Origin of the sequence: Mesorhizobium yinganensis, from assembly GCF_040081985.1 — a bacterium.
GTDB lineage: Bacteria > Pseudomonadota > Alphaproteobacteria > Rhizobiales > Rhizobiaceae > Kumtagia > Kumtagia yinganensis.
Map to the genome: position 1 here is coordinate 67599 of NZ_JBEBMH010000020.1, position 21967 is coordinate 89565.

Consider the following 21967-nt stretch of genomic DNA (forward strand, 5'->3'; position numbering starts at 1 on the left):
TAAATATTGCTGAGGAAAGGGTTCATCATGACCACCGGCACAGTAAAATGGTTCAATTCCACCAAGGGCTTCGGCTTCATTCAGCCTGACAACGGCGGCACGGACGTGTTCGTCCACATCTCTGCGGTAGAGCGCGCTGGAATGGCGAGCATCGTTGAAGGCCAGAAGATCGGCTACGAGATGGTGCGCGACACCAAGTCGGGCAAAATGGCGGCGGAGCAGCTTCAGGCTGCCTGAATGTCTTCATGGCTTTCCGGCGGCGACCACGGATGTACTGGCGCCCTGAAAAGCTGCTCATCGAGAGGCCGGGCGATCGCCCGGCCTCTTAGTTTTTGCAGCACTCGCGAAAGCAAGTCACGAAACCATCTTCATGAGCTTCTCGGCTGAAGGGCATGGAATTGCCGTTCCCTTCAGGAGAGCTTGTTCATGACTAAAGCGGGAAGCAAACATGACTGATGCCCTCTACCAGACAGGATCTTCTGCGCCGCAGGGCAAGAAGTCTCCGCGTCGCGCGTCGAAGCCCCGCCCTTCTACCCTGGGTAAGCTATCCCCCGAGGAGTTGCAGACGCTTCGGCTGGACGACAACGCTCGCGTGGAGTTCGATGCCTGTGTCCAACGGTTTGATCGCAGCGCGATGGAACTCAGGGTGTTCGAAGGCGAGGATGCGGCGTTGATGGACGATGCTCGCTATGAGCAGCTCTCGGCTGCCGAAGCCGAGCGTCGTAGCAGCGGGATGGCGGTCGTGCATTTCATGGCGCCCCGCATCCTGAAATTGCGAGACGGCGCCGCCAAGCGGAAGTGGCGCTCGTTTCTTGCCAAGTTCAGGCGAGACGAGAAGCTGGTTTGAGTCAGGTTTGCGGCGGGCTGCGGCAACCGCAATATATAGTCAGTGGGGTCTCCGCCTAACCGGCCTGGTTTCACATCGTGAATACCACGTTTCGCGTTCGCCTCCCTCGCGTTGACCGTGGTAGATGAAGCTAGCACCTTTTGTGCCGTCGCGGGGTCCCGGCGCGAGAAGCCGCCGCGTTAGGGGACTGGCGGCGATTTTATAGCCCTACAAGGCCACCAGTCACTACTCGCCGAGCAGGCACGAGCTGTCTGAATGCCCTAGCTCGTGGCACCTGACGCAGGCTTCAGGCGGCAACTCTACGGATAGTGATATGAAAGACAGCATTGAGCAGCTTCCGAACGAGTCCGCTGATATCTTCACGAAGCCGTTTGCACGGTTCCTGCGTATCGAGGCATTGTCTGGCGCTGCCCTGCTTCTTTGCACGATCATTGCGCTGGTTCTCTCAAACTCCATCTGGTCGTCGGAAGTTTTGGGGTTCTGGGAGATAAAGGCCGGCTTCAGCATTGGCGGGATCGAATATGACCGGACGCTGAAACACTGGATCAACGACGGTCTTATGACCCTCTTCTTTTTCGTCGTTGCGCTGGAACTCAAACGCGAGCTTGTTCTCGGCGAGCTGCGACATCTGAGAATGGCAGCATTGCCCCTGGTTGCCGCCTTGGGTGGCATGATCGTACCCGCTGGATTGTTTATTCTGCTCGTGGGCAAAAATCCGGGCGCAAGCGGCTGGGGGACTGTCATGTCGACGGACACCGCGTTTGTCATAGGTTGTCTTGCCGTCCTTGGAAGCAGACTTCCGCACAGCCTGCGCTTGTTCCTCCTGTCGCTTGCCATCTTCGACGATGTCGGCGCGATTCTGGTGGTCGCGGTTGCCTATGGCGATGCTGTGAACTGGGTTGCGCTTGGCTTGGCGGCACTCGGAATTGTCTCTGTGGCCGGCGTGGCGCGCCTTGGTATCCGCAGCATGGCTGTCTATTTCGCCATGGGCGGCCTGATCTGGATCGCTGTTGACGCTTCCGGAATACATGCCACGCTGTCAGGAGTGATCCTGGGCTTGATGACCCCGGCCCGGAGCTGGGTCAGCGACACACGCCTCCAGGCGATCTTCAATCGCGTGACGGCCCATCCCCCGGGGGCTCAATGGAGCGGCAACACACCTGCACGCCGTGATTTGCGCCGTGCGGGAGTCGCCGCGCGCGAAGCCTTGTCTCCCATAGAGCGGCTGGAGATGTTGCTCCACCCTTGGGTAGCGTTCACGATCATGCCGCTGTTTGCATTGGCAAATGCTGGTGTCGCGATAGGCGCAGACGAGTTCGACGCCATGTTGGCAACGTCGATCTTCGCCGCCTTCTTCGTCGGCAAGCCGGTCGGCATTGTGCTGTTCGCCTTCGCGGCCGTGAGGATACGCGTGGGCGTCCGCCCGACTGACCTACCATGGAGCCTTCTGGTGGGCGGGAGCCTCTTGACGGGCATTGGATTCACCATGGCTCTCTTCATCGCCGAACTGGCGTTCGAGCCGTCCCTGCTCACTTCCGCGAAACTCGGCATCCTCGCAGCATCGGTGGCGTCGGCCGCGGCCGGTTTCCTCGCTCTGGCCTGGCTGGCTAAGCGTCAAAACCTGTCCGAATGATCTGTAATGTCGCTAGCCCATCGGCGACGATCTACTCCTCCGCCAGAATTTCCACGCTGACATCCATGCCGGAGAAATCGTCCGGAGCGCCCAGGTAGCCGCCAATCACAGGCATGATCTGGCGGTTGCTGCGGGCGACGGCCACGGGAATCAAATTGTCTCCGCCGACGCGCCGGTGAGTAGGGTCAAAAGCTATCCAGCCGGCACCAGGGAGATAGACTTCCGCCCAAGCATGGGTCGAGCCCGGATCACCGGCAAGGGCTTGCGGATCGAACAGATAGCCGGAGACCGCACGGGCACCGAAGCCCAGACGGCGCGCAGCATCAATGAACAGCGCGGCGATGTCGCGGCAGGAGCCGCTCCCCAGTGCCAGTGTCTCGCGCGGCGCCTGTGTCCCCTCCTCATCGCGCACGCGGTAGGAGATCGCTCCGAGCACCCCCGCGTTCAGATCCTTGAGCAGTGAAAGCGTGTCGGTTTGCTCGCCTCGAACAAAGGCGCGCGCCCAGTTCGCTAGTTCGCCCTGCGGATCGGGATAGTCGGGAACGGACAGCGCGCCCAGAGCAGCCGCGTCGTCAGGCGAGTAGGTGAACGGGAAGGAATGTACGGCTGGATCGGTTCGGAAGACCGGCCATGCTGCGGCTGACTGGTCTAGGTGCAACTCGCTTACAATGATGAGCTGATCTGTGGCCTCGGCGAATGTTGCCGTGGCGATCAGGTTGCCGAACACATCTTGCGTCCACTCCATCTGCGCAGCTGGGGAGCAGGAGATCGAACTTGCAAGGACCGCCATGTCATGACTGCTGCGCGGGCGCAGCGTCAGTCGGTGCGGCTGGAGGATCACCGGGCGCGCATAACGGTATCTCGTCGTGTGGTGGATCGACAGTTTCATATCTGACCTGAGAGCTTCCTTTGGCGGTTGGATGCTGCCTGTGCTCTAATCATCGTCGCGCCATCGGGTTGCAGTGCCTCCGCTACACGGTGGCGGATGAACGAATATCCAGTTTGGCCGCGCTCGATGCATACCGGCCGCATCATCTGCAACTATCGCATCAGTCCGGCAGCTCGAAGCGCATCCTCGATCGTCTTCTGTGCGCCAGAGGGTTCGGGTGCCGGACTTCTTGGCCGAGGGACAGCTGTGGGCTGCGGCGCGAGAGCTTTACCAGGTTGGCCCGCGCGAGGGGACCAGGCCTTTGACGATGGGTGTTCCGATGCCTGGGGGCGCAGCTGCCCCTCGAGGTTCGACACACCCCAGAATGCGGCGATCTCCCGCGTGGACGAAATTCCGACATCGAGCATGAACGGGCCCGCAGTTCCGAGATCGGCAGTGACCGGCGCGCCGTGGCCCATGCCCGCGATCATGTTGACCTCGATAATCGCTTCGCCGGATGCCTTGCGCCAGACATGTCGGGTCAGAGCACCCGACACCCTCGTGCTGGCCGGCTCCTCAGAGAGGTGGTGGACACCACGCCATTGGGCGGCAAGCGCTTCCGCGTTGCAGGGTGCGACCGTCCGGTCGTCGGTGCCCTGCCAGATCGAAAGCTTCGGCCACGGCCCGTCATGATCGGAAGCCTCGCGCAGGCTGCGCTGTAATTGCATCTCCAAAGGGAGCCCGTGACCCCGCATTCGATCGAAGGCCTCGGGAACGTTTGTCGCGCTGCCATGGGCCAGACCCGCGATGATCGCTCCACCGGCGAAAACTTCCGGGTAGGTCGCCAGCATCGAGGCGGCCATCGCGCCGCCGGCAGAGAGACCACTGACGAATACACGCGCCCTATCCAGGCTGTGGGCGAGGACTACCCTCTCGATCATCTGCCGGATAGATGCGACTTCGCCCGAATGCCTCTGCGTGTCACCCGGAATGAACCAGTTGAAGCAGAGGTTGGGATTGTTTCCGCGCTGCTGCTCCGGGTAGAGCAGAGCGAAACCCGCTTCATCCGCAAGCCGTGACCAGCCGGAATGGTGATCGTATCCAGCCGCCGTCTGCGTGCAGCCGTGCAGGACCACAACAAGAGGACAGCTGTCCGGCAGATTCTTCGGGACGTAACAACTGCCCTTTAGGGCGCCCGGATTGAACCCGAATTCATTCAGCGGGCGGAGCCGGTTCTGCCCAGACTCGGCGCCGGACAGTTCGCCAGCAGAACGGGCGTGGAGCGCGGCGAGCCGCGCGATCGTGTCGGAGATTTTCCGCAATGGGAACGTCCTTGTTCTGCGTCCAGACAGGACGGGAGCATATGCAACGGCTTCTCGGTCATATGGTTGCTGCACTGCACAATTGCGAGCGCAGATGCGCGAACGGGCATGGCGCGGTCGTAACCCAAACCGGGAGGCAGGAGAGTGCAGCACCCCTTGGCTGGACATTTCAGCAGCGATTGCGGCTATTCCCGCCCTTACTCCACTCGGGGAGGTGCGCCATGGTGCCGAAGAAGCGGAGCCGCCCGGCATGGTGCAACGCGAGCAGCCGAGTGAGGAAAAGCCGCCGGAACAGCTTGCCGAGCACACGCACCGGAAGCAGAAGGCAGGACGCGACGAGGTCCATCGACTTCCGTTAAGCGCGATGCCGCCGCCCGGTACTATCATGTGCACGTGCGGTTGGGGGGTCATCGCCGATCCCCAGGTGTGGAGCACGGCGGTGATGCCAATGCGGGCGCCGGGATGCCTGGGATCTCCATCCGCTCGAAACACCGAACGGATGGTCGCAGAACGAACCAATGAGAGGGGTCAATTTTGGGCTCTGACGCAATCTCGGTGCACAGCACCATCATAATGCGCCGATCAACCTGGCCTGAAGCAGATCGATCCTTCCGCGGCCGTACATCTGGCGTTTGACCAGCTTCAGCCTGGTGATCTGCCCTCGGTCTGACCATTGGACCATGATGAGGAGATCGCAGCGCGGACCGCAGCTTCGTCGTTGAGGACGCCACGGGCGAAGGATGCGATCAGGCTCGATCGGGCGGGCGGAAGCCGTGGCCCGAGGCGGGAGATGTCCTTGTCCCGCAGCATGGCGTGGAACTCGGCGACGAGAGTTCTGGCTTCGACCAAGGCTGGCACGCCGTCCTCGACTGCGGCAAGGGTGATGGTCTCGGCCCTCGACAGCCTGTCGCGGTGCGAGGTCATCAACGGCGCGATGGTGCGGGCCGAAGGGACGCGCCGGAGGTTCTTGTCGTTGGCCTGGTCTGCTCGGCGCCGGCGCGTTGCCCACTCACCGACAACCCACCGTGAGCCACGGAAGCCGTGCTGATTATGCGGCGCCAAAGCTCGGTGGCGTTGCGTGAAGCGGCTTCCCATTGTGCATCCAGCCAAGGCAGGTGAGCTTCGAGCGAGCTTTCCCTAGCGGCACCGAGCACTCGGCGGATCCGGCGCATGGATTTGCGCACGGCGTCGAGGGAGGCTCGGCTGGCGTTCTCCATCAGGTGCCAGCGATCCGCCACCTGGGTGGCGTGCGGCAACGCCCTAGCGGCGGGCTTCGCCATAGCCGCCGCCTCGATCCCGCGCGACCACGACGATCGACTGGTGGCGTCCGAGCCATGCCTCGGAGGTCGCAGACGCGCGCTACGGCAAAAGCGTCACCGGCCGGCGCCGTGCCAGGTCGCAGACGATCGTTCCGTAGCGGTGATTGCGGCGCCACGCAAAATCGTCGTTGCCGATCACCATAAGCGGTTCCTCGGGAACCCGCGCTCGGCGGCGGACAACGCGAAGCAAGGTATCGTTGCTGACCGGCAGCATCAGCCTCTGCGCAAAGCTGGCGGCCGGTCGACCGCCAAGAGCAAGGCCGAGAGGATGCACGATCCCTTTAATTTGAAGACGGAAGAGGTCGCCAAGCTGAAGGACCTTGAACTCCCCGCTTCCGGAAGGCTGCCTGAAGTTGACGTCATCGGGCTCGATCCCGGCAAGATAGTCGAACCACGGCCTGTGGGTGACCCCCAGGAGAATTTTGACCACCTTCGGATTATGGCTGTCCAAACCACGATGGCAACAGGGAAGGGGCACCCATTGGCTCGCGAAACCCGCTATAGCTAACCGGACGAACGACTGCTTTTGGGATTCTGGATCGGCGTTCGGAATGACCGACATGGTGAAGGGTTTCGGGTGCCGGCAGGCGTACGAAAGCCTCTCATGCAGGAACCCGCGGGCCACAGTCGATGGCTATGGGGATTTCGAACTTCGGCTGATGTCGGCTTTGGCGCGACCGACGCCGGGAAGCGCCGAGGTGGATGCGGATAGGCCGCTTCGTTGCGCCTCCGCGCGGTATTGGCGGCCCCGCACCAGTCCGGGCGGAGGCATGTCGGCGTCAGCGATCGCCATGAACACGCGCGTATCTGTTGCCGGAGACGAAGCGTCGGCGGCTGTAGTCTTGACCAGGCCATGCCGGGTCATGGAGCGGTCTCCCGGTTCGTCGACGACGCATCGGGCGGTGCTCGGGGCTGCCTACACCGTTCGAACGTCTCGATGATGATCATGCGTCCACCGCAGCACCGGCATGGCGGACGGAAGTCCTCCAGCTTGTCGGAGTCGCGTGGGTCAGGCGGCGCGGCGACATCCAGGAGTTCGCGGGCGAGCGCGAGGTTGGCCTTACGGGCGGAGCCGGCGAGCAGACCGTAGTGACGCATGCGATGGAAGCTGCGTGGCAGGACATGCATCAGGAAGCGGCGGATGAACTCGTCGGCCGCGAGCATCATGATCTGCTGCCGGTCGGTGCCGTCGCGGCGATAGTCCTTGTAGCGGAAAGTAACGCGGTCCTGGTCGAAGGCGATCAGGCGGCTGTTCGAGATTGCCACGCGGTGGGTGTAGCGGGACAGATAGGCGAGCACCGCCTCCGGCCCGGCGAACGGCGCCTTGGCATAGACGACCCATCGCTTCCCGCGGACGGGAGCAAGGTGGCGCAGGAAGGTGCGTCGCTCGGTGAGGTGCGCCATGGTCCCGAAGAAGCCGAGCCGCCCGGCGTCGCGCAGCGCGAGCAGTCGCGTGAGGAAGAGCCGTCGGAACAGCTTGCCGAGCACGCGCACCGGAAGCAGGAAGGCAGTACGCGACGATATCCATCGGCTTCCGCTCAGTGCGATGCCGCCGCCCGGTACGATCATGTGGACATGCGGATGGTGGGTCATCGCCGAACCCCAGGTGTGAAGCACGGCGGTGATGCCGATGCGCGCGCCGAGGTGTTTTGGATCGGCGGCAATGGTCAGCATCGTCTCCGACGCCGCCTTGAACAGCAGGTCGTAGACCAGCGCCTTGTTCTGGAACGCGATGTCGGCGATCTCGGCCGGTAATGTGAACACGACGTGGAAGTAGCCGACCGGCAACAGGTCGGCCTCGCGCTCGCCCAGCCACGTCCGCGCCGCCGCGCCCTGGCACTTCGGGCAGTGCCGGTTGCGGCAGGAGTTGTAGGCAATCCGCCACTGGCCGCAATTCTCGCAGGCTTCGACGTGACCTGCGAGGGCAGCGGTGCGGCAGTTCTCGATCGCCGACATGACCTTGAGCTGGGCGAGGCTCAGGTGCCCTGCATGGGCGGTCCGGTAAGCAGGCCCGGCTGTGCGGAAGATGTCGGCGACCTCGACCGAGGCGCGCACGGATCAGCCGGGCGGCGTCTTGCCCTCCATCAGCGCCATCAACCGGTCGAGCGGCCCGGTGACAGCATGGATCGTCCGGGTCGAGACCTTGGCGTAGAGCGCGGTCGTCTCAAGCTTGCTGTGCCCAAGCAGCACCTGGATGACGCGGATGTCAACATCCTGTTCGAGCAGGTGGGTGGCGAAGCTGTGACGCAGTGTGTGCGGGCTGACGCGCTTGCGGATGCCGGCGACCTCGGCGGCCTCCTGGACGGCGCGATGCAGTTGCCGCGATGAGATCGGATCGGTGCGGCTGCGGCCTGGGAACAGCCAGCCATGCGGAAGCATGATCCCGCGTCGCCTGCCTTCTCGCCACCACAGCCGCAAGAGTTCCAGGAGCTGCGGCGAGAGCATCGCGTTGCGATCTTTGCGGCCCTTGCCCTGCTCGACACGGAGCAGCATGCGCGCCGAGTCGACGTCATCGACCTTGAGGTGCGCGACCTCGGATACGCGCAGGCCCGCGCCATACGCAACACCGAGCGCGGCCTTGTACTTGAGGCCCGGTGCAGCTTCGAGCAGCCGTCCCGCTTCCTCCACGCTGAGCACATCCGGAAGCTTGCGATGATAGCGGGTGATCACCAGGGCGCGCGACAGATCCCGGCGCTGCAGGGTCACCAGAAACAGGAACCGCAGAGCCGAGACCGCGCCGTTGATGGTCGCAGGTCCGACGCCCTTCTCATGCTGATCGAGCTGGAAGCGGCGGATATCGTCCGGCGTCGCGGTATCAGGCGAGCGGCCGACAAACGCGGCGAAGCACTTGACGTGGCGAACGTAGTCCTGCCGCGTGTGCAAGCCCAAGCCCCGCATGACCATGTCGTGCTGCATGCGCTGGCGAAGCGGCGAAACGGTTGCATCGGTCGACGGGGTAGCCATGGCGAGTTCCTCTCGTTGAAGGGAACTCCATGGTCGGCTCGCCCCCCGCCACCTGCTCAAAGGCTATGAAGACTACGCCATCTCAGGCCAAGGCCCCCCTCCCGCGAAGCGGGTTCGTGCATGGAAAGGAAGCCGCCGGCCCCGCATCGGCATGAAATAGGACAAGGAACAAAAACGAACACAGACAGTGGTTCGCCCGAGAGGGTGATCCGGATCGTTCCCGTGGGGACGATGGGCAAGGTGATCCCGTTAGCAGGCACGATCCTGGGACGAACTCTCCCAAGGTCGTTCAACAGATTGAGACGCCTCGCTCTCCTGACCCCATCATGCGGCGGCTCCGCGCCGACCGCGAAGAGAAGCGAGTGACCCGCGGGGCGACATGATCCGCAAAGAAGACAGGAAAAGCTTGACGTCAACGACCCCAATCAGAGAAGCCTGCTAGGTGTTGATCAATCCGCCGCCGCCAGCTAGTTCGCCCCCGACGCCGCGGCGAGCGAAGCTAAAAAGCGCTTGGTCCGCTCACGCTGCGGTTGGTCGAAGACACTTCGGGCGGTGCCCTGCTCGACGATCAGCCCACCATCGAGAAACGCCACTTCGCCGGCGATGCGTGATGCCAGGCGCAGATCGTGCGTCGCCATGACCATCGTCGTACCCTCGCGGGCCAAGCTGGCGAGCACCTCGACCACTTCTTCGGCGAGTTCCGGATCGAGCGCGGAGGTCGGCTCATCGCAGAGCAATACGCGCGGTGAGGGCGCGAGCGCGCGGGCAATGGCGACGCGCTGCTGCTGTCCGCCGGAGAGCGTTGACGGCCACGCGTCGGCCTTGTGGGCAAGCCCGACCTTTTCCAGAAGCTCTATGGCCCGCGCGTTGGCCTTTTCGCGCGACCAGCCTAGCACCGTGACTAGGCCTTCCGTGACATTTTCCTTCGCGGTCCTGTGCGGGAACAGCTGGAAATTCTGAAATACCATGCCGGTCTGCCTGCGCAGACGTTGGATGTTTTTCCAGCCAGCCTTGAGGCCGGGACTGAATGTCAGCGCTTCGTCGCCGATGCGCACGGTACCGGAGGTCGGCGTCTCCAAGAGGTTGATGCAACGGAGAAGCGTGCTCTTGCCGCCGCCCGAAGGACCCACCAGCGCTGAGACGCTGCCCTCCACGAACTGCAGTGAAACCCCCTTCAGCACTTCGAGATCGCCAAAGCGCTTGTGGATATCGCGGAGCTCGATCATGCGCGCGCCTCCAGGAAACCGCCATAGCGGTTGAGACGGCGCTCCAGTCTTACTTGGACCGCGGACAGAACCGACGACAGCGCGAGATAGATCAGAGCTACTTCGACATAGAGGATCAGCGGCTCGTAGGTCACCGCAACGATGCGTTGCGCCGACTGGAAAAGCTCCGGCACGGTGATCGCGGCGGCAAGCGATGTGTCCTTCACTAACGAAATAAACGTGTTCGACAATGGTGGGACGGCGGTGCGGGCAGCCTGTGGCAAGATCGTCTTGCGCATCGCCTGGGCCCAGCTCATGCCCACCGAATAGGCCGCCTCCCATTGGCCTCGCGGTACCGACGCAATTACGGCACGGATGATCTCGGAGGTGTATGCGCCGATGTTGAGCGTGAATCCGATCAGGGCCGCGGGAAAGGCGTCGAGTGTTATGCCAGCCGAGGGAAGGCCGTAAAAAATCAGGAAGAGCTGGACAAGCAGTGGCGTGCCGCGGATCACCCAGACATAGAAACGCGCCACGGCGACCAGCGGCGCCGCACCGAACAGCCGGACTAGCGCGGTGGCCAGGCCGAGCGCCAGCCCTAAGCCGAAAGACAACAGCGTCAGCGGAGCGGTGAAGGTAAAGGCCGCCCAAATGAGCGGCCCAAGCGAGTTCAGCATTAGCTGCAGCCAATCCGGCATGCGGCACCTTTCAGTTGGGCAGCAGCCTTGGCCGCTGGTCGGTCAGTTCGAGACGTCCTGACCGAAATATTTGTCGGCGATAGCCTTGTAAGTGCCGTCCGCCTTGATCTCTTCAAGGGCCTTATTGATCGCCGCGAGCAGTTCCGGCTCATTCTTGCGGATGATAATTCCGGAAAAGTCCGCATTGTCCTCCTGTGCGGCGATCTTCACCGGCGCGTCGGGTTTGTGCTTTTTGAAGTCGAGGAAGGACAGGCTGTCGTTAATGGTGGCATCAGCGCGGCCCTGCAGCACGAGCTGGATCGACTGGTCAAAGCCGTCGGTGCCGACAAGCTCGGCACCATTCTTCTCTGCCAGCTTGCCGAAGTTGGAGGTCAGCGACTGCGCCGACTTCTTGCCTTTCAGGTCGGCAAAGGTCTTGACCTCTTCATTGTCCGACTTGACGATCAGCACCGCCTTCGAGGCGATATAGGGCTCGGAGAAGTCGTACTTCTTCTTGCGCTCCTCGGTGATGCCGACTTGGTTGATTACGGTGTCGTAGCGGTCTGCATCAAGGCCAGCGATCAGGCCGTCCCACTTTCCTTCCTGGAACTTCGCCTCGACACCGAGTCGCTTGGCGATGGCTTGGCCTATCTCGACGTCGAAGCCTACCAGGGCACCCGATGCCTCGTGATAGGTGAAGGGGGCGTAAGTGCCCTCGGTGCCGATGCGCAGCTCGCCGCTTGACTTAACCTTGTCTAGGTTTGATTCGGCGGCAGCCGTGCCGGCCACGACGAGCGAGAGGCCGGCAACGGCCATAAGTGTGCTGATCCATTTCATGATGTCCGTTCCAGTGCTGGCTGAGGCGCAATGCCATCTTGTGAGTGACTGGAATCTGATGGAGACATGATCGTTCGGCAAGCACGCTGCACGCAAATTCAGCACGTCTATGCTCAAACGGCTCTTAAATGGGCTTCGAGTGTGGAAATATTTTGCGCGATTGTTCATTGAAGGACCCCCCACAGTTCGCGGGCACCCTTCGGGCCGTCGACTTCGGAACCGGCTACCGAGCTATGTCCAATTCCGGGCAAACAACAGCAACATCTAGATTCTGAACGTTCGGCTACGGCGCACAGCCTTGAACGCTTTGTCGACGCGAGCTAGCGCGAGGCAAAGAAGTGTCACGGGCTAACCGTATATGCCATGCAGAAACCAGCGGTAAGAACCGGTCGCAGCATCTTCGCCGTCACCGGCGCGGTAGATCCAGAACCGCTCCCCGGCATCGTCCTCGACCCGGAAGTAATCGCGGACCGCAGCAAGCTCCGCATCGCGCTTCCACCATTCTCCAAACACTCGCTCCGGTCCATCGGCGCGCCGCACGCGCCGGCGAATGCCCCGCCAGGTAAATGACGCGGGCGGATGATCCGGCAATAAGGCAACCGTCTCGATGGGTTCAGGCTTCGAGAGTAGCCGCGCCGGCCGTGGCCAGTTGGTCGGCCATGACGTCTCGGTGTCGGGTGAGAGCGCGGCCACACGTGCGAGCGAGCGTTCCGGCACATCGCTTTGGGCCGGAGCATGCCGATAAAGCCGGTCTTCGCCCACCCGATTGGACAGAAGATCTGAAATGGTATGGCGGAAGCGTCGCGGCGAGCGTCTACAGGATCAGGTAGCGGCGGGCGTTCCTCCATGCGGATCGAATAGCTCGCCCGTCCGGAGCATCGCATGCATGATCACTGCCAGCTTGCGCGCCAGGGCTACGGCCGCTCGCTTGAAGCCGAGCCGTTCCTTCAGCTCCAACGCCCAGGTTCGCAGGGTGCTGGTATCCGTCGACCGGTTCAGGATTACCGCGGCTGCCTCGTATAGCAGTCCGCGCAACTGACTGTCGCCACGGCGCGAGATATGTCCGTCGTTATCGACCTCGTCGGACTGGTAGCGCCTCGGGGTCAGGCCGACCCATGCGCCCACGGCGCGCGAGTTCCTGAAGTTCGCCGGATCCTCCACGGCTGCGGCAAAGGAGGTGGCTGTGACGGTGACTACACCGGGCACCGACATGAGCAGACGGCAGCGCTGGTCCTCACGCGCCATCGCGGCCAGTTGCTTGCTCAACTCTGCTATTTGGTGGCGATATCACTCCATGCCTGAAGCATTGGCACAACGATGCGCGCCAGCTTCTCTTCGCCCTGCAGAAGGTTGCGAACATTGCGCTCGAACACGCTGCCGGCACCTTTGGGCACGACGAGGCCGAACGTCTTCATCAAACCACGGATTTGGTTGGATATCTGCAAGCGCATCTTGAGAAGCTGGCGCCGCGCGGTGATCAGCGTGCGGATCAGCATGCCGTCAAAACCTTTGACCCAAACCTCTCGGTAGAAGCAACCTCGGCCAGATGTGCCAGGCCATCGGCATCGTTCGCATCGGTCTTGTTCGCGGCCATGTCGAGCGCGGCCTTGGCATGCCGTGCGTCGATGCAGATCACGGGCAGGCCCTCTGCCATCAATGCATGGTAGAACCACACCGACAGCGGCCCCGTCTCGAATACCACCCGCCGGACATCCGGTGCGCGCTTGCGGATCACCGCCGCGAGCAGATGCGGGTCGGACGCGCACTTGCCCCGCCAGATCCTCTTGCCGTCCTCACGGATCGAAATTGCCGTCTCTTTGATGGATACGTCGAGACCGATATACTGCTCCATGGCTGTCCTCCATTCGATGCCGGGGCCTGGTGTGGATCGTGGAGCCCGTTCTTCATCCTATCGGGGGACAGCCAGCCTGCTAGGTGTTCGAACATCGCCACGTCTCAGGTGGCCACCGCTCCCGCGATTACGTCATGTTCGTTCACCGGCCCCCAACCCGCCGGTCGGCATTGCGCCGTGCATGAACCTGGTCCGCAGCAGGGTCGCATTATGCTGAGATGCCCGTATTCATCGACTTTGAATGGGTAGGGACTGCAATCCAACTATGGCATTCCGTTCAACCTTGGGAACCCGCCTTAGTTGCACGACCAGTACTGTCTCCCACAGGGCCGAATCCTAAAGATCGATATTGGCGCACCGCGCTGTGTTGAGTACGTGGTTTTCCATCGCATGCCGCGCCGCTTGTCCGTCGCGCTTTCGTAGAGCGTCAAGTATAAGCCGATGCTCGGCGATGGACTGGCTCATGCGCGCCGGCGCGGTGATCGGAATGGGCTGGCGCTGCGTCTCCGTGATCAGGTCGCGCACGGAGCGGTAAAGGTCGACGAGCATGATGTTCTGACACCCCGACGCGATGACCGAGTGAAACTCCAGGTCGGCTTCAACATTCGACAACAGGTCGCCCGAGGCCCAGAACCGTTCCATATCGTCCGTCGCGCGCTCCAGTGTCTCGAAGTCGGATGCAGGCAGCGTGGCCGCGGCCAGTGCACAGATCGTCCCTTCGAGCATGAACCGCGTGGCGAAGACATCGGCAACCGGATAGCGCTCGGCGTAACGCCAGCGCGCCATGTTCCTCGATGCCGATGGCGGTCCCTCCGCGACGAAGGTCCCCTTTCCCGGCTGCGTATCTAGGAGACCCAGCGTTTCGAGTGTCAGCAATGCCTCGCGCAGCGAGGCTCGGCTGATCTTCAGCGTCAGCGACAACTCGCGCTGCGATGGGATCTTTTCTCCCGCCTTCAACTTGCCGCTCAGGATCATCGCCTGAATCTTGCGGGCCGCCGATTGCGGTACGAGCACCCGCGCAAACATCCGTAACCGCCTCCCATCACGATCGCCCTAAGGTGCCCGGCAACCGTGCCACCGTCGCACTGCTCGATGCCTAGCCGGTCGACCCGTCCGGCAGCAAGCGTCCTTGCTTTTACAGAAACCGCATGGTTGTCTGGTCCGACTGGTCAGACCAGTGATAAAGGCGGGATTGAATTTCGTCATCAGAATAAGGGGAGTGGTATGAGAAAACGGACGTTTCTGAAATCGATGCTGGCGACCGGCGCTGCCGCTCTCGCCTCGCTAACCATTTCGGTCGCGGCAGCCGAGGAAATCAGCGTCGGCGCGAACATCGGCAACGTGCCATGGGAGTTCCAGGATGCCAGCGGCAACACCGTCGGATTTGAGATCGACCTGATGACCGAGGTAGGCAAGCGGCTAAGAATGGAAGTGAAGTTCACCAACATCCCTTTCCAGGGCCTGTTCGCAGCGGTCCAGTCGGGGCAGATCGACGCCGCGGTCTCCTCGATAACCATCACCAAGAAGCGGCTGGAATCGGTCAGCTTCGCTCAACCCTACTACGACAGCGATCAGTCGCTGACGGTCAAAGCCGACAGCGGCATCAAGGGCCTTGCCGGGATGGAAGGCAAGACCGTGGGCGTCGATACCGGCTCGACCGGCGACATCTGGGCCACCGCGCACCAGGCCGAGACCAAGATCGGCACCATCAGCAAATATGAGGGGCTAGCACCCGCCATGCTGGACCTGCAGGCCGGCCGCATCGACGGCTATATCTCGGACATTCCGGCGCTGCTCTACTACGTCAAGGACAAGCCACAGTTCGCGGTGGTCGAGCGCATCAAGACCACGGAGCAATATTCGGTGATGTTCGCCAAAGACTCGCCGCTCGCGGCAAAAGTCAACGATGTCATCACCGAGATGAAGAAGGACGGCACGTTGGCCAAGATCCACGAGACGTGGTTCGGCACCAAGCCGGATGAGGGGCTGGCGACGACAACGGTGCTGGACATGCCTAAGCTCTGATCCCAGCTCAAGGCGGAAGGGCCGCCCGACGGCCGTCCTTCCGCCATGGGCAGGGTGCAAGCGATGTCGATCTTCGAGACTTTCCTCAACTACCGGGTATTCGTCGAAACGCTGCCGCTCATTCTGAGCGGACTGATGACAACGCTCGCCCTTGGATTTACATGCATCATCATCGGATTCTTCGCTGGCATCTTTTTGGCGATGCTCCGACTCTACGGCGGCAGGGTCATAAGTGCCGTGACGGTCGCCTACATCGACGTGTTCAGATCGATCCCTGTGCTGGTCCTGCTGTTCATCGTCTACTACGCACTGCCATTCGCCGGGGTCAGGCTGACTTCATTCATTGCGGCCACCACGGCCATCTCCATGGTGTCCGCCGCCTATTCGGCCGAGATCGTGCGCGCGGGTATCGAGGCGATACCCAGGGGACAGTTCGAGGCCGCACGGGCGTTGGGGCTGCATTTTTCGACGACCATGCGGCTGGTGGTGCTGCCGCAAGCCATCAAGATCGTCGTGCCGCCCCTCACGTCGAATTCGATCAACGTGATGAAGGACACGGCGCTCGCTTCGGTCGTGGCCATGCCTGACTTGCTGAAGCAGGCCAACCAGGCGCAGGCGCTCGCCGCGAACCCCACGCCATTGATCGTCGCGGCGATCATCTACCTCCTTATCCTTCTTCCCCTGGTTCGGCTGGTCGGCCTGCTGGAGAAGCGCCTTGCACGATCCGACCGATAGGCAATTCGAGGCGACCATGACGCTTGATATGGATTTCGTGAGATCGCAGTTCCCTGCGCTGGACGGCGGTTGGGCGTATTTCGACAATGCCGGCGGATCGCAGGTCCTGCGCGGGGTGGCGGACCGCGTATCCGACTATCTTCTGACAACCAGCGTCCAGACAGGGGCGAGCTACGAACCGTCCCAGCGAGCCAGCGAACGGCTGGCAGAGGCGCGGTCGCGGATCGCGCTGTTCGTCAACGCGGCGCGGTCCGAGGAGGTGGTTTTCGGCCCGTCGACCAGCGTGCTCGTCCGTTTTCTGGCGACCGCCATGGCAAGCCAGTTCAAGCCGGGCGACGAGGTCGTCGTCACAGACTTCGACCACGAATCGAACATCGGGCCGTGGCTTGCGCTCAAGGAGCGCGGCGTCATCATCCGCACCTGGACCCTCGACCGGGAGACGCTGGCGCCCGACCTCGCCGATCTTGCTCAACTGATGAACAGTCAAACGAGACTGGTTTGCGTGACCCATGCCTCCAACCTCCTCGGGTCGATCAATCCGGTGCGCGAGATCGCGGAACTGGTTCATGCCCATGGCGCTCGCATATGCATCGATGGAGTGGCCTACGCCCCGCACCGAGCAATCGACGTCCAGGCGCTCGGCGTCGATTACTACGTCTTCTCCTGCTACAAGACGTACGGCCCCCACTACGCGGTCATGTACGGGCGCTACGAGCACCTCTTGGAACTGGATGGCCTCTATCATTACTTCTACGGCAAGGAAAAAGTGCCGTCCAAACTCGAGCCAGGCAACGCCTGCTACGAGCTCGTGTGGGGCGCCGCAGGGATCGTCGACTATTTCGAAAAGCTCGGCGGTGGCGAAGGTAGAACTGCCATCGAGCAGGCATTCGAGATCATCACCGCCCATGAAGCCGCGATCGGCGGGCATCTCTTGTCCTGGCTGCGATCACGAAACGACGTTCGCATCGTCGGCCAACGCAGCGCCGAGGCCTCGTTGCGGGTTCCTACCATCAGCTTCATTGTCGAAGGCCAGCAGGCGGACCAAATCGTTCGCGCCGTCGACAACGGCAAAGTCGGCATCCGCTACGGTGACTTCCATTCGCGCCGGCTTGCTGAGGCGCTAGACTTAGGCCCAGCCGGCGTTCTACGTGTGTCGATGGTACACTACAACACGATCGCCGAAGTCGATCGCTTGATCACGGCGTTAGAAAAATCTTTGTAGCGGATGGCGTGCTCGACGCGTGCGGGGGGCACATGCGCGATCGGAAGAAACGGAAGCGCGACCTATCGTCGAGTGAAGCTCGAAACCGGACATGTCGCCCTATCGGCCCCAATGTCGCAGAGTCCCTATGCAACTTATGCAAGGACCCGCTCAGACAGAGGCGTGCCACGGGTGAGATGTCGTAATACTCATGGCCATTGTGAGCGGGTAGCGGCGGACAAGCCGCTGATGGAGTTCCTTCAACGAGAGAAACTTGTCATGGCAATCCTGTCGAACGCCACACCGAGCCAACAGTCGGAATACAGCTATCTCATCAGAGGAAGGGGCGGTATCAATCCGTCGGACCGGAAATCCCGTTCTGCGAAGGAGACGCCCTCTCTTTCGAAGCGGATACGCTGCTGAGTGGAAAAATCTTGAGGCTGGCACAACAGCCCATATTAGTTTTCGCCAAGGGGTTCGTAGCGGGATCGATAGCCTGATGACATATCGATTTGCCTTTGTGCTGGCGCGCGAGTTCACTCTTTCACCGCTTGCCATGTTTATCGACACATTGCGTCTGGCCGGCGACGAGGGAGACCGCAGCCGCCGTGTGCTTTTCGATTGGCAGATCGTCGGCGATCGAGGTCTCCCTATCCGATCGAGTTCGGGCTTAGAGATGATGCCGACGGCGACGCTTGGCGATCCCGGCGAGTATGACCATATCGTGCTAGTTGGCGGTCTGCTCGGTGCGCCGAAGAATCTTGGAGCGACACGGGAGAGGTTCATCCTGGATGCGGCCAAACGCGGACTGCCACTGACCGCTCTTTGTACGGCCTCGTTCCATTTCGCGAGGCTTGGCCTGCTCGACGGCTATGAGGTCTGTGTCAGTCTCTTCCATCTTGCGCAGTTCCATGAGGAATTTCCAAACGTTTCGGCGCGCGCGGTCTCGTTGTTTTCGGTCGACCGTAATCGTGCCACATGTTCCGGCGGCGCTGGCGCTGCGGATCTCGCCAGCCATTTCGTCCGCGAGCGAGCAGGTGACCAACCCGTCGAGAAAGCCGCCAAGATCCTCCAGCTCGATCGGATCAGAAGCCTGAACGACCTGCAGCCTGGCGGCGATCTCTTCGCCGACGCATCAAACCGCATGGTACGTCGTGCTCTCCTACTGATGCAGGGCGTCATCGAGGAGAGCATCGATGTCGAGGAGATCGCCGACCGTCTGAGCTTGTCGCGCCGGCAACTCGAGCGCCTGTTTGCCTCGGATCTTCAGATCAGCCCGAAGGCGGCATTTATGCAGTTGCGGATACGTGAAGCCGAGCGGTTGCTGAAGACGACGAAGCTGCCGATCTCACAGATTGGCCTCCGGTGCGGCTTTGTGAGCCCCCAGCACTTCAGCAGGGTATTCGTTGCGCAGAATGGTTTGACGCCCACTCAGGTGCGCCAAGCTCTTTGTTAGGTGGACCATTCGCCCCAAAGCTCACGCGGAAAGCTCACATCCCCTCCATCCGGGCGAGAACATCGAGCCCCTGCATGTTGAGGAAATTTAGCACGTCGATGAAAACCCAGTTCTCCGTCAGCTTGCCGCCCTCCTCCCGGTAGAGATCCACGACGCGCATGTCGGCGGGATTGGGACTGGCCGGCAAGCCCATGAAGCCACCGGAATTGACCACCGTCAGGTTCGGCCAGCCGAAGAAGCCGCCGAAATGGCCTTCGGCCATGCGGCAGATATGGCCGTTAAACTGGTAGCCCTTGGAAAGGGTCTCGCGGAACGGACCGGAATGCTGCCGCACATAACGCGGGATCGTATAGGTGGCGCCTATGCCGGCCGGACCCCACCAGATCATGTCGTCGTTCCATGTACGGGCGAGTTCTTCCGCCAGCCCCTCGCCGCCCTTGCTGCGGTCGGTGGTGCGCATGTCATCCAGCATGGCGTTGATCGCCGCGATCGTCGCCCTGCCCTCGGCCGGATCCTGCGGGCCATGCATCAACCCTTCATGGGTCACCGGTCCCGGCTGCACGAGGTAGGCACCGGTCTGCGGCGGGAACGGGTTCTGGCCGGCCTGGATCATCACCTGCGGGATGTCGAAGAACATCGCCGTTTCGACGATGCGACCGGCCTCGACCCGGTCGAACTCGGCATAGCGCATCATCGCGATCTTTCCCGAAGGACGTATGCCGAGCCACGGCCGGTCGAAGAGCCCCATCAAGTGGCCCATCGAGACGACCCATACCGACTTTAAGCCGTCGAGCTCGTTCAGGCCGGCCATAAAAATGTCCGGGCGGCGCTGGAGGCGGGTCATGGCCGAAATGAACGGACCCCAGAAGGTCGCCGCCACGGTTTCCGCGCCAAACTGTTCATGAAAAGGATGCATGCCGCGCCAATGCCAGTCGGGAGCAGTGTATTTAGCCAAGGCGGCCGCGATCGTTTCGCTGTCGGCTCGCGCAATAGCCTCGTGATGGCGGCGGACCAGGTCTTTCGCGGACTGAAAATCGCTCATCGGCATGTTCCGGATTTAATGTTCAGGGCGAGTCAGGAAGCCAGCCATTCGAGCAAGGCGGCCGACACAGCGTCGGGCTGTTCCAGGGTCGGAAGGTGCCCCGCGCCACCGGTCACGACAAACCGCGACTGTGGCATCAGCCGATGCATCAGCTCGTGCCGATCGCGCGGGCATAGCCGGTCGTCCGCGCCCATCAGGATGAGCGCTGGACCGTGCCAGGCCGCGAGTGTTGCCTGCTGGTCTGGCCGGGTTGCGAGCGCACGCGACTGGCGGACGAACACGTCGGCTCCGAGCCCCAGCGCCATATCCATGCAAAGGTCTAAAATGGGCTGGCGACGCGGACCATCGGACAGGTAGTTCGGTTTCATCTCGTCGCGCATGACGGCGCGCAGCTCGCCGGCCAGCGCCTTGGCAATCTGCGGCTTTCGGCGCGCCTGCGCCTCGGGCATGTCGGCGCGCGCATTTGTGTCGAGCAGCGCAACCCTCTCGATGCGACCCGGCGCTTGCGCCATCATCTCCATGGCGACGATACCGCCCATGCTGAGCCCGGCCAGCGCGAAGCGCGGCGGCGCGACAGCCAGGATCGACGCAGCGATCTCCGCGATCGTGTCGAACTCGGTCGGGGACACGAGCGCGACGGGCCGGCGGCACAGCACCGCTAGCTGCGGGCCGAACAACCGCCAGTCGCACATCATGCCGGGTATGAGGACGAACGGCGTCATGCTGCGCGGCGCGCGCCCTCCTTGAGCGTGGCGAGCTTGGCCCAGGCGATCTCGGGATCGACGGCGCCGAAACCGGCGAAGGTTCCAAAACCGCAGTCTGAGCCGGCAACGACGCGTTCGGCACCAACGATGTCGATGAAGCGCCGCAGCCGTTGTGCGACCAGTTCCGGATGTTCGACAAAATTGGTCGTCGTATCCACCACGCCGAGCACCAGCACCTTTGCTTCGGGAATCTCCGCCGCCCGGTCGCGGAACACGGACCATTCATGGCCATGCCGGGGATTGGACGTCTCGAACAGCATGTATTTCGCGTTCACGTCCATCAGCACCGGAAAAACCTTGGCCATGTCGATGTCGCAGACATGCGGGCCTTCGTAGTTGCCCCAACAGATGTGCACGCGGATGCGCTCCGCCGGCAGGCCGGCCAGAGCATGGTTGAGCGCCTCGACATGGCTTGCAGCGACCTTGACGAACTCCTCGTCCGAAAGATGTTGGAAGAGCATATGCCGCGACAGCGCGAGGTCTGGACAGTCGAGTTGCAGGAACAGCCCGGCCTCGACGATGGTGCGGTATTCGTCACGCATCGCGTCGGCAAGCGCTGCAAGATAGGCTTCGCGCGTCGGATAAAAATTGTTCTGCAGGAACAGCGAGATCACGCCCGGCGAAGCGGCATTCATGAAGCCGCTGCGCACGTCGTGCGCGGCCATCGCAGCCTTCAGGTTTTCGATATCCTTGCCGAGTTCCCCCTGCCCTTTCGAACGGACTTCCCCGACGCATTGCGGGCGCGAATAGGTGGGCGTGCCGCCCGATTTTGCCAGGCGCTCCAGGAAGGTCGGGAACAGTTTCAGGTCGCCGGGCGCGTTGCGCGGGCTGTCGCCGGCGAAGCCGCTGTAGCGGTCTTTGACATAGGTGGCGTAGGAGATTTTCGATGTCTCGCCGTCGCTGACGATGTCGATGCCGGCCTCGGCCTGTCGCCGCACGATCTCGTCGACGGCCGACGTCATGCAGGCGTCGAAGGCGGCGCTGTCATAGGCCTCGCCGCGCTCGCGGGCGAACAGGAAATCGACGACGGCCTGGCTGCGCAGCAGCGATCCGACATGGGTGGCAAGCAGGGTCATGGGTCCTCCCGAGATGCGCTTCCGCTCCCAGTTTCGGTCCGGGAACGGTATAATTCCCGACCGGGTGCGGACCCGGCCGGGACGATGTCGGCGTTCAGTCAGTGCCGCCGCCAGGTTGGGCCGGCCTTGTCACCGGTCGTCGTC

At 62.3% G+C, this 21967-nt stretch carries 19 protein-coding genes and 4 pseudogenes; 7 read left to right on the forward strand and 16 right to left on the reverse strand.

Annotated elements, in window-relative coordinates; translation table 11 throughout:
- The first annotated feature begins 27 nt into the window (after positions 1–27).
- From ABMA59_RS26810 to nhaA, 3 genes are all read left to right on the forward strand, one after another.
- Positions 28–237, forward strand: coding sequence for a cold-shock protein (locus ABMA59_RS26810; RefSeq protein ID WP_349008441.1), 210 nt, complete (start codon positions 28–30; stop codon positions 235–237).
- A 211-nt stretch (positions 238–448) separates the two neighbouring features.
- The gene (locus tag ABMA59_RS26815; protein ID WP_349008442.1) at positions 449–847 is read left to right on the forward strand and encodes a hypothetical protein; all 399 of its coding nucleotides are present in this window, start codon (positions 449–451) and stop codon (positions 845–847) included.
- A gap of 313 nt (positions 848–1160) precedes the next feature.
- Positions 1161–2480: a Na+/H+ antiporter NhaA gene (gene nhaA, locus ABMA59_RS26820; protein ID WP_349008443.1), complete on the forward strand. Its 1320-nt coding sequence runs from the start codon at positions 1161–1163 to the stop codon at positions 2478–2480.
- Positions 2481–2511: 31 nt separating this feature from the next.
- On the opposite strand, the gene ABMA59_RS26825 is transcribed toward nhaA, so the two are convergent.
- The 13 genes and pseudogenes from ABMA59_RS26825 to ABMA59_RS26885 all read right to left on the reverse strand — a co-directional run bounded on the left by ABMA59_RS26825 (position 2512) and on the right by ABMA59_RS26885 (position 14550).
- Positions 2512–3369, reverse strand: coding sequence for a transglutaminase family protein (locus tag ABMA59_RS26825; RefSeq protein ID WP_349008444.1), 858 nt, complete (start codon positions 3367–3369; stop codon positions 2512–2514).
- A gap of 152 nt (positions 3370–3521) precedes the next feature.
- Positions 3522–4670 carry an extracellular catalytic domain type 1 short-chain-length polyhydroxyalkanoate depolymerase gene (locus ABMA59_RS26830; protein ID WP_349008445.1) on the reverse strand — a complete coding sequence of 383 codons (1149 nt, stop codon included), beginning with the start codon at positions 4668–4670 and terminating at the stop codon, positions 3522–3524.
- A gap of 205 nt (positions 4671–4875) precedes the next feature.
- Positions 4876–5144: pseudogene (locus tag ABMA59_RS26835) on the reverse strand (transposase); the annotation flags it as partial.
- 94 nt (positions 5145–5238) lie between these two features.
- A pseudogene (locus tag ABMA59_RS26840) lies at positions 5239–6278 on the reverse strand (ISL3 family transposase); the annotation flags it as partial.
- 345 nt (positions 6279–6623) lie between these two features.
- Positions 6624–6854 carry a hypothetical protein gene (locus ABMA59_RS26845; protein ID WP_349008446.1) on the reverse strand — a complete coding sequence of 77 codons (231 nt, stop codon included), beginning with the start codon at positions 6852–6854 and terminating at the stop codon, positions 6624–6626.
- Positions 6851–8044, reverse strand: coding sequence for an IS91 family transposase (locus ABMA59_RS26850; RefSeq protein WP_349008447.1), 1194 nt, complete (start codon positions 8042–8044; stop codon positions 6851–6853). Before ABMA59_RS26850 ends, ABMA59_RS26845 begins: the two co-directional genes overlap by 4 nt.
- A gap of 3 nt (positions 8045–8047) precedes the next feature.
- On the reverse strand, positions 8048–8953 hold the full coding sequence (locus tag ABMA59_RS26855) for a tyrosine-type recombinase/integrase (RefSeq protein ID WP_349008448.1): 906 nt from the start codon (positions 8951–8953) through the stop codon (positions 8048–8050).
- A gap of 467 nt (positions 8954–9420) precedes the next feature.
- Positions 9421–10179, reverse strand: a complete 759-nt coding sequence (locus ABMA59_RS26860) for an amino acid ABC transporter ATP-binding protein (protein ID WP_349008449.1) — start codon at positions 10177–10179, stop codon at positions 9421–9423.
- Positions 10176–10856, reverse strand: a complete 681-nt coding sequence (locus ABMA59_RS26865) for an amino acid ABC transporter permease (RefSeq protein WP_349008450.1) — start codon at positions 10854–10856, stop codon at positions 10176–10178. Before ABMA59_RS26865 ends, ABMA59_RS26860 begins: the two co-directional genes overlap by 4 nt.
- Before the next feature lie 42 nt (positions 10857–10898).
- On the reverse strand, positions 10899–11672 hold the full coding sequence (locus tag ABMA59_RS26870; protein ID WP_349008475.1) for an amino acid ABC transporter substrate-binding protein: 774 nt from the start codon (positions 11670–11672) through the stop codon (positions 10899–10901).
- A 348-nt stretch (positions 11673–12020) separates the two neighbouring features.
- Positions 12021–12452, reverse strand: a pseudogene (locus tag ABMA59_RS26875) (DUF6504 family protein); the annotation flags it as partial.
- Between the two features lie 42 nt (positions 12453–12494).
- Positions 12495–13524, reverse strand: a pseudogene (locus tag ABMA59_RS26880) (IS110 family RNA-guided transposase).
- Positions 13525–13860: 336 nt separating this feature from the next.
- Positions 13861–14550, reverse strand: coding sequence for a FadR/GntR family transcriptional regulator (locus ABMA59_RS26885; RefSeq protein ID WP_349008451.1), 690 nt, complete (start codon positions 14548–14550; stop codon positions 13861–13863).
- A gap of 198 nt (positions 14551–14748) precedes the next feature.
- On the opposite strand from ABMA59_RS26885, the gene ABMA59_RS26890 reads away from it, so the two are divergent.
- From ABMA59_RS26890 to ABMA59_RS26905, 4 genes are all read left to right on the forward strand, one after another.
- On the forward strand, positions 14749–15549 hold the full coding sequence (locus tag ABMA59_RS26890) for a transporter substrate-binding domain-containing protein (RefSeq protein ID WP_349008452.1): 801 nt from the start codon (positions 14749–14751) through the stop codon (positions 15547–15549).
- A gap of 63 nt (positions 15550–15612) precedes the next feature.
- Entirely contained in the window at positions 15613–16284 is a 672-nt protein-coding gene (locus ABMA59_RS26895) for an amino acid ABC transporter permease (protein WP_349008453.1), read from the forward strand.
- 16 nt (positions 16285–16300) lie between these two features.
- On the forward strand, positions 16301–17506 hold the full coding sequence (locus tag ABMA59_RS26900) for a cysteine desulfurase-like protein (RefSeq protein ID WP_349008454.1): 1206 nt from the start codon (positions 16301–16303) through the stop codon (positions 17504–17506).
- 478 nt (positions 17507–17984) lie between these two features.
- Complete coding sequence (locus tag ABMA59_RS26905) at positions 17985–18941, forward strand: GlxA family transcriptional regulator (RefSeq protein ID WP_349008455.1); 957 nt, start codon at positions 17985–17987, stop codon at positions 18939–18941.
- Between the two features lie 34 nt (positions 18942–18975).
- Here the strand turns inward: ABMA59_RS26905 and ABMA59_RS26910 are convergent, their stop codons facing one another.
- From ABMA59_RS26910 to ABMA59_RS26920, 3 genes are read right to left on the reverse strand one after another with little or no spacing between them, the layout of a single operon-like run.
- On the reverse strand, positions 18976–19983 hold the full coding sequence (locus tag ABMA59_RS26910) for a nuclear transport factor 2 family protein (RefSeq protein WP_349008456.1): 1008 nt from the start codon (positions 19981–19983) through the stop codon (positions 18976–18978).
- Positions 19984–20015: 32 nt separating this feature from the next.
- Positions 20016–20705: an alpha/beta fold hydrolase gene (locus tag ABMA59_RS26915; RefSeq protein ID WP_349008457.1), complete on the reverse strand. Its 690-nt coding sequence runs from the start codon at positions 20703–20705 to the stop codon at positions 20016–20018.
- Positions 20702–21823 (reverse strand): cobalamin-independent methionine synthase II family protein, encoded by a 1122-nt coding sequence (locus ABMA59_RS26920; protein ID WP_349008458.1) that lies wholly within the window; start codon positions 21821–21823, stop codon positions 20702–20704. The genes ABMA59_RS26915 and ABMA59_RS26920 overlap by 4 nt, the downstream gene beginning before the upstream one ends.
- Between the last annotated feature and the right edge of the window lie 144 nt (positions 21824–21967).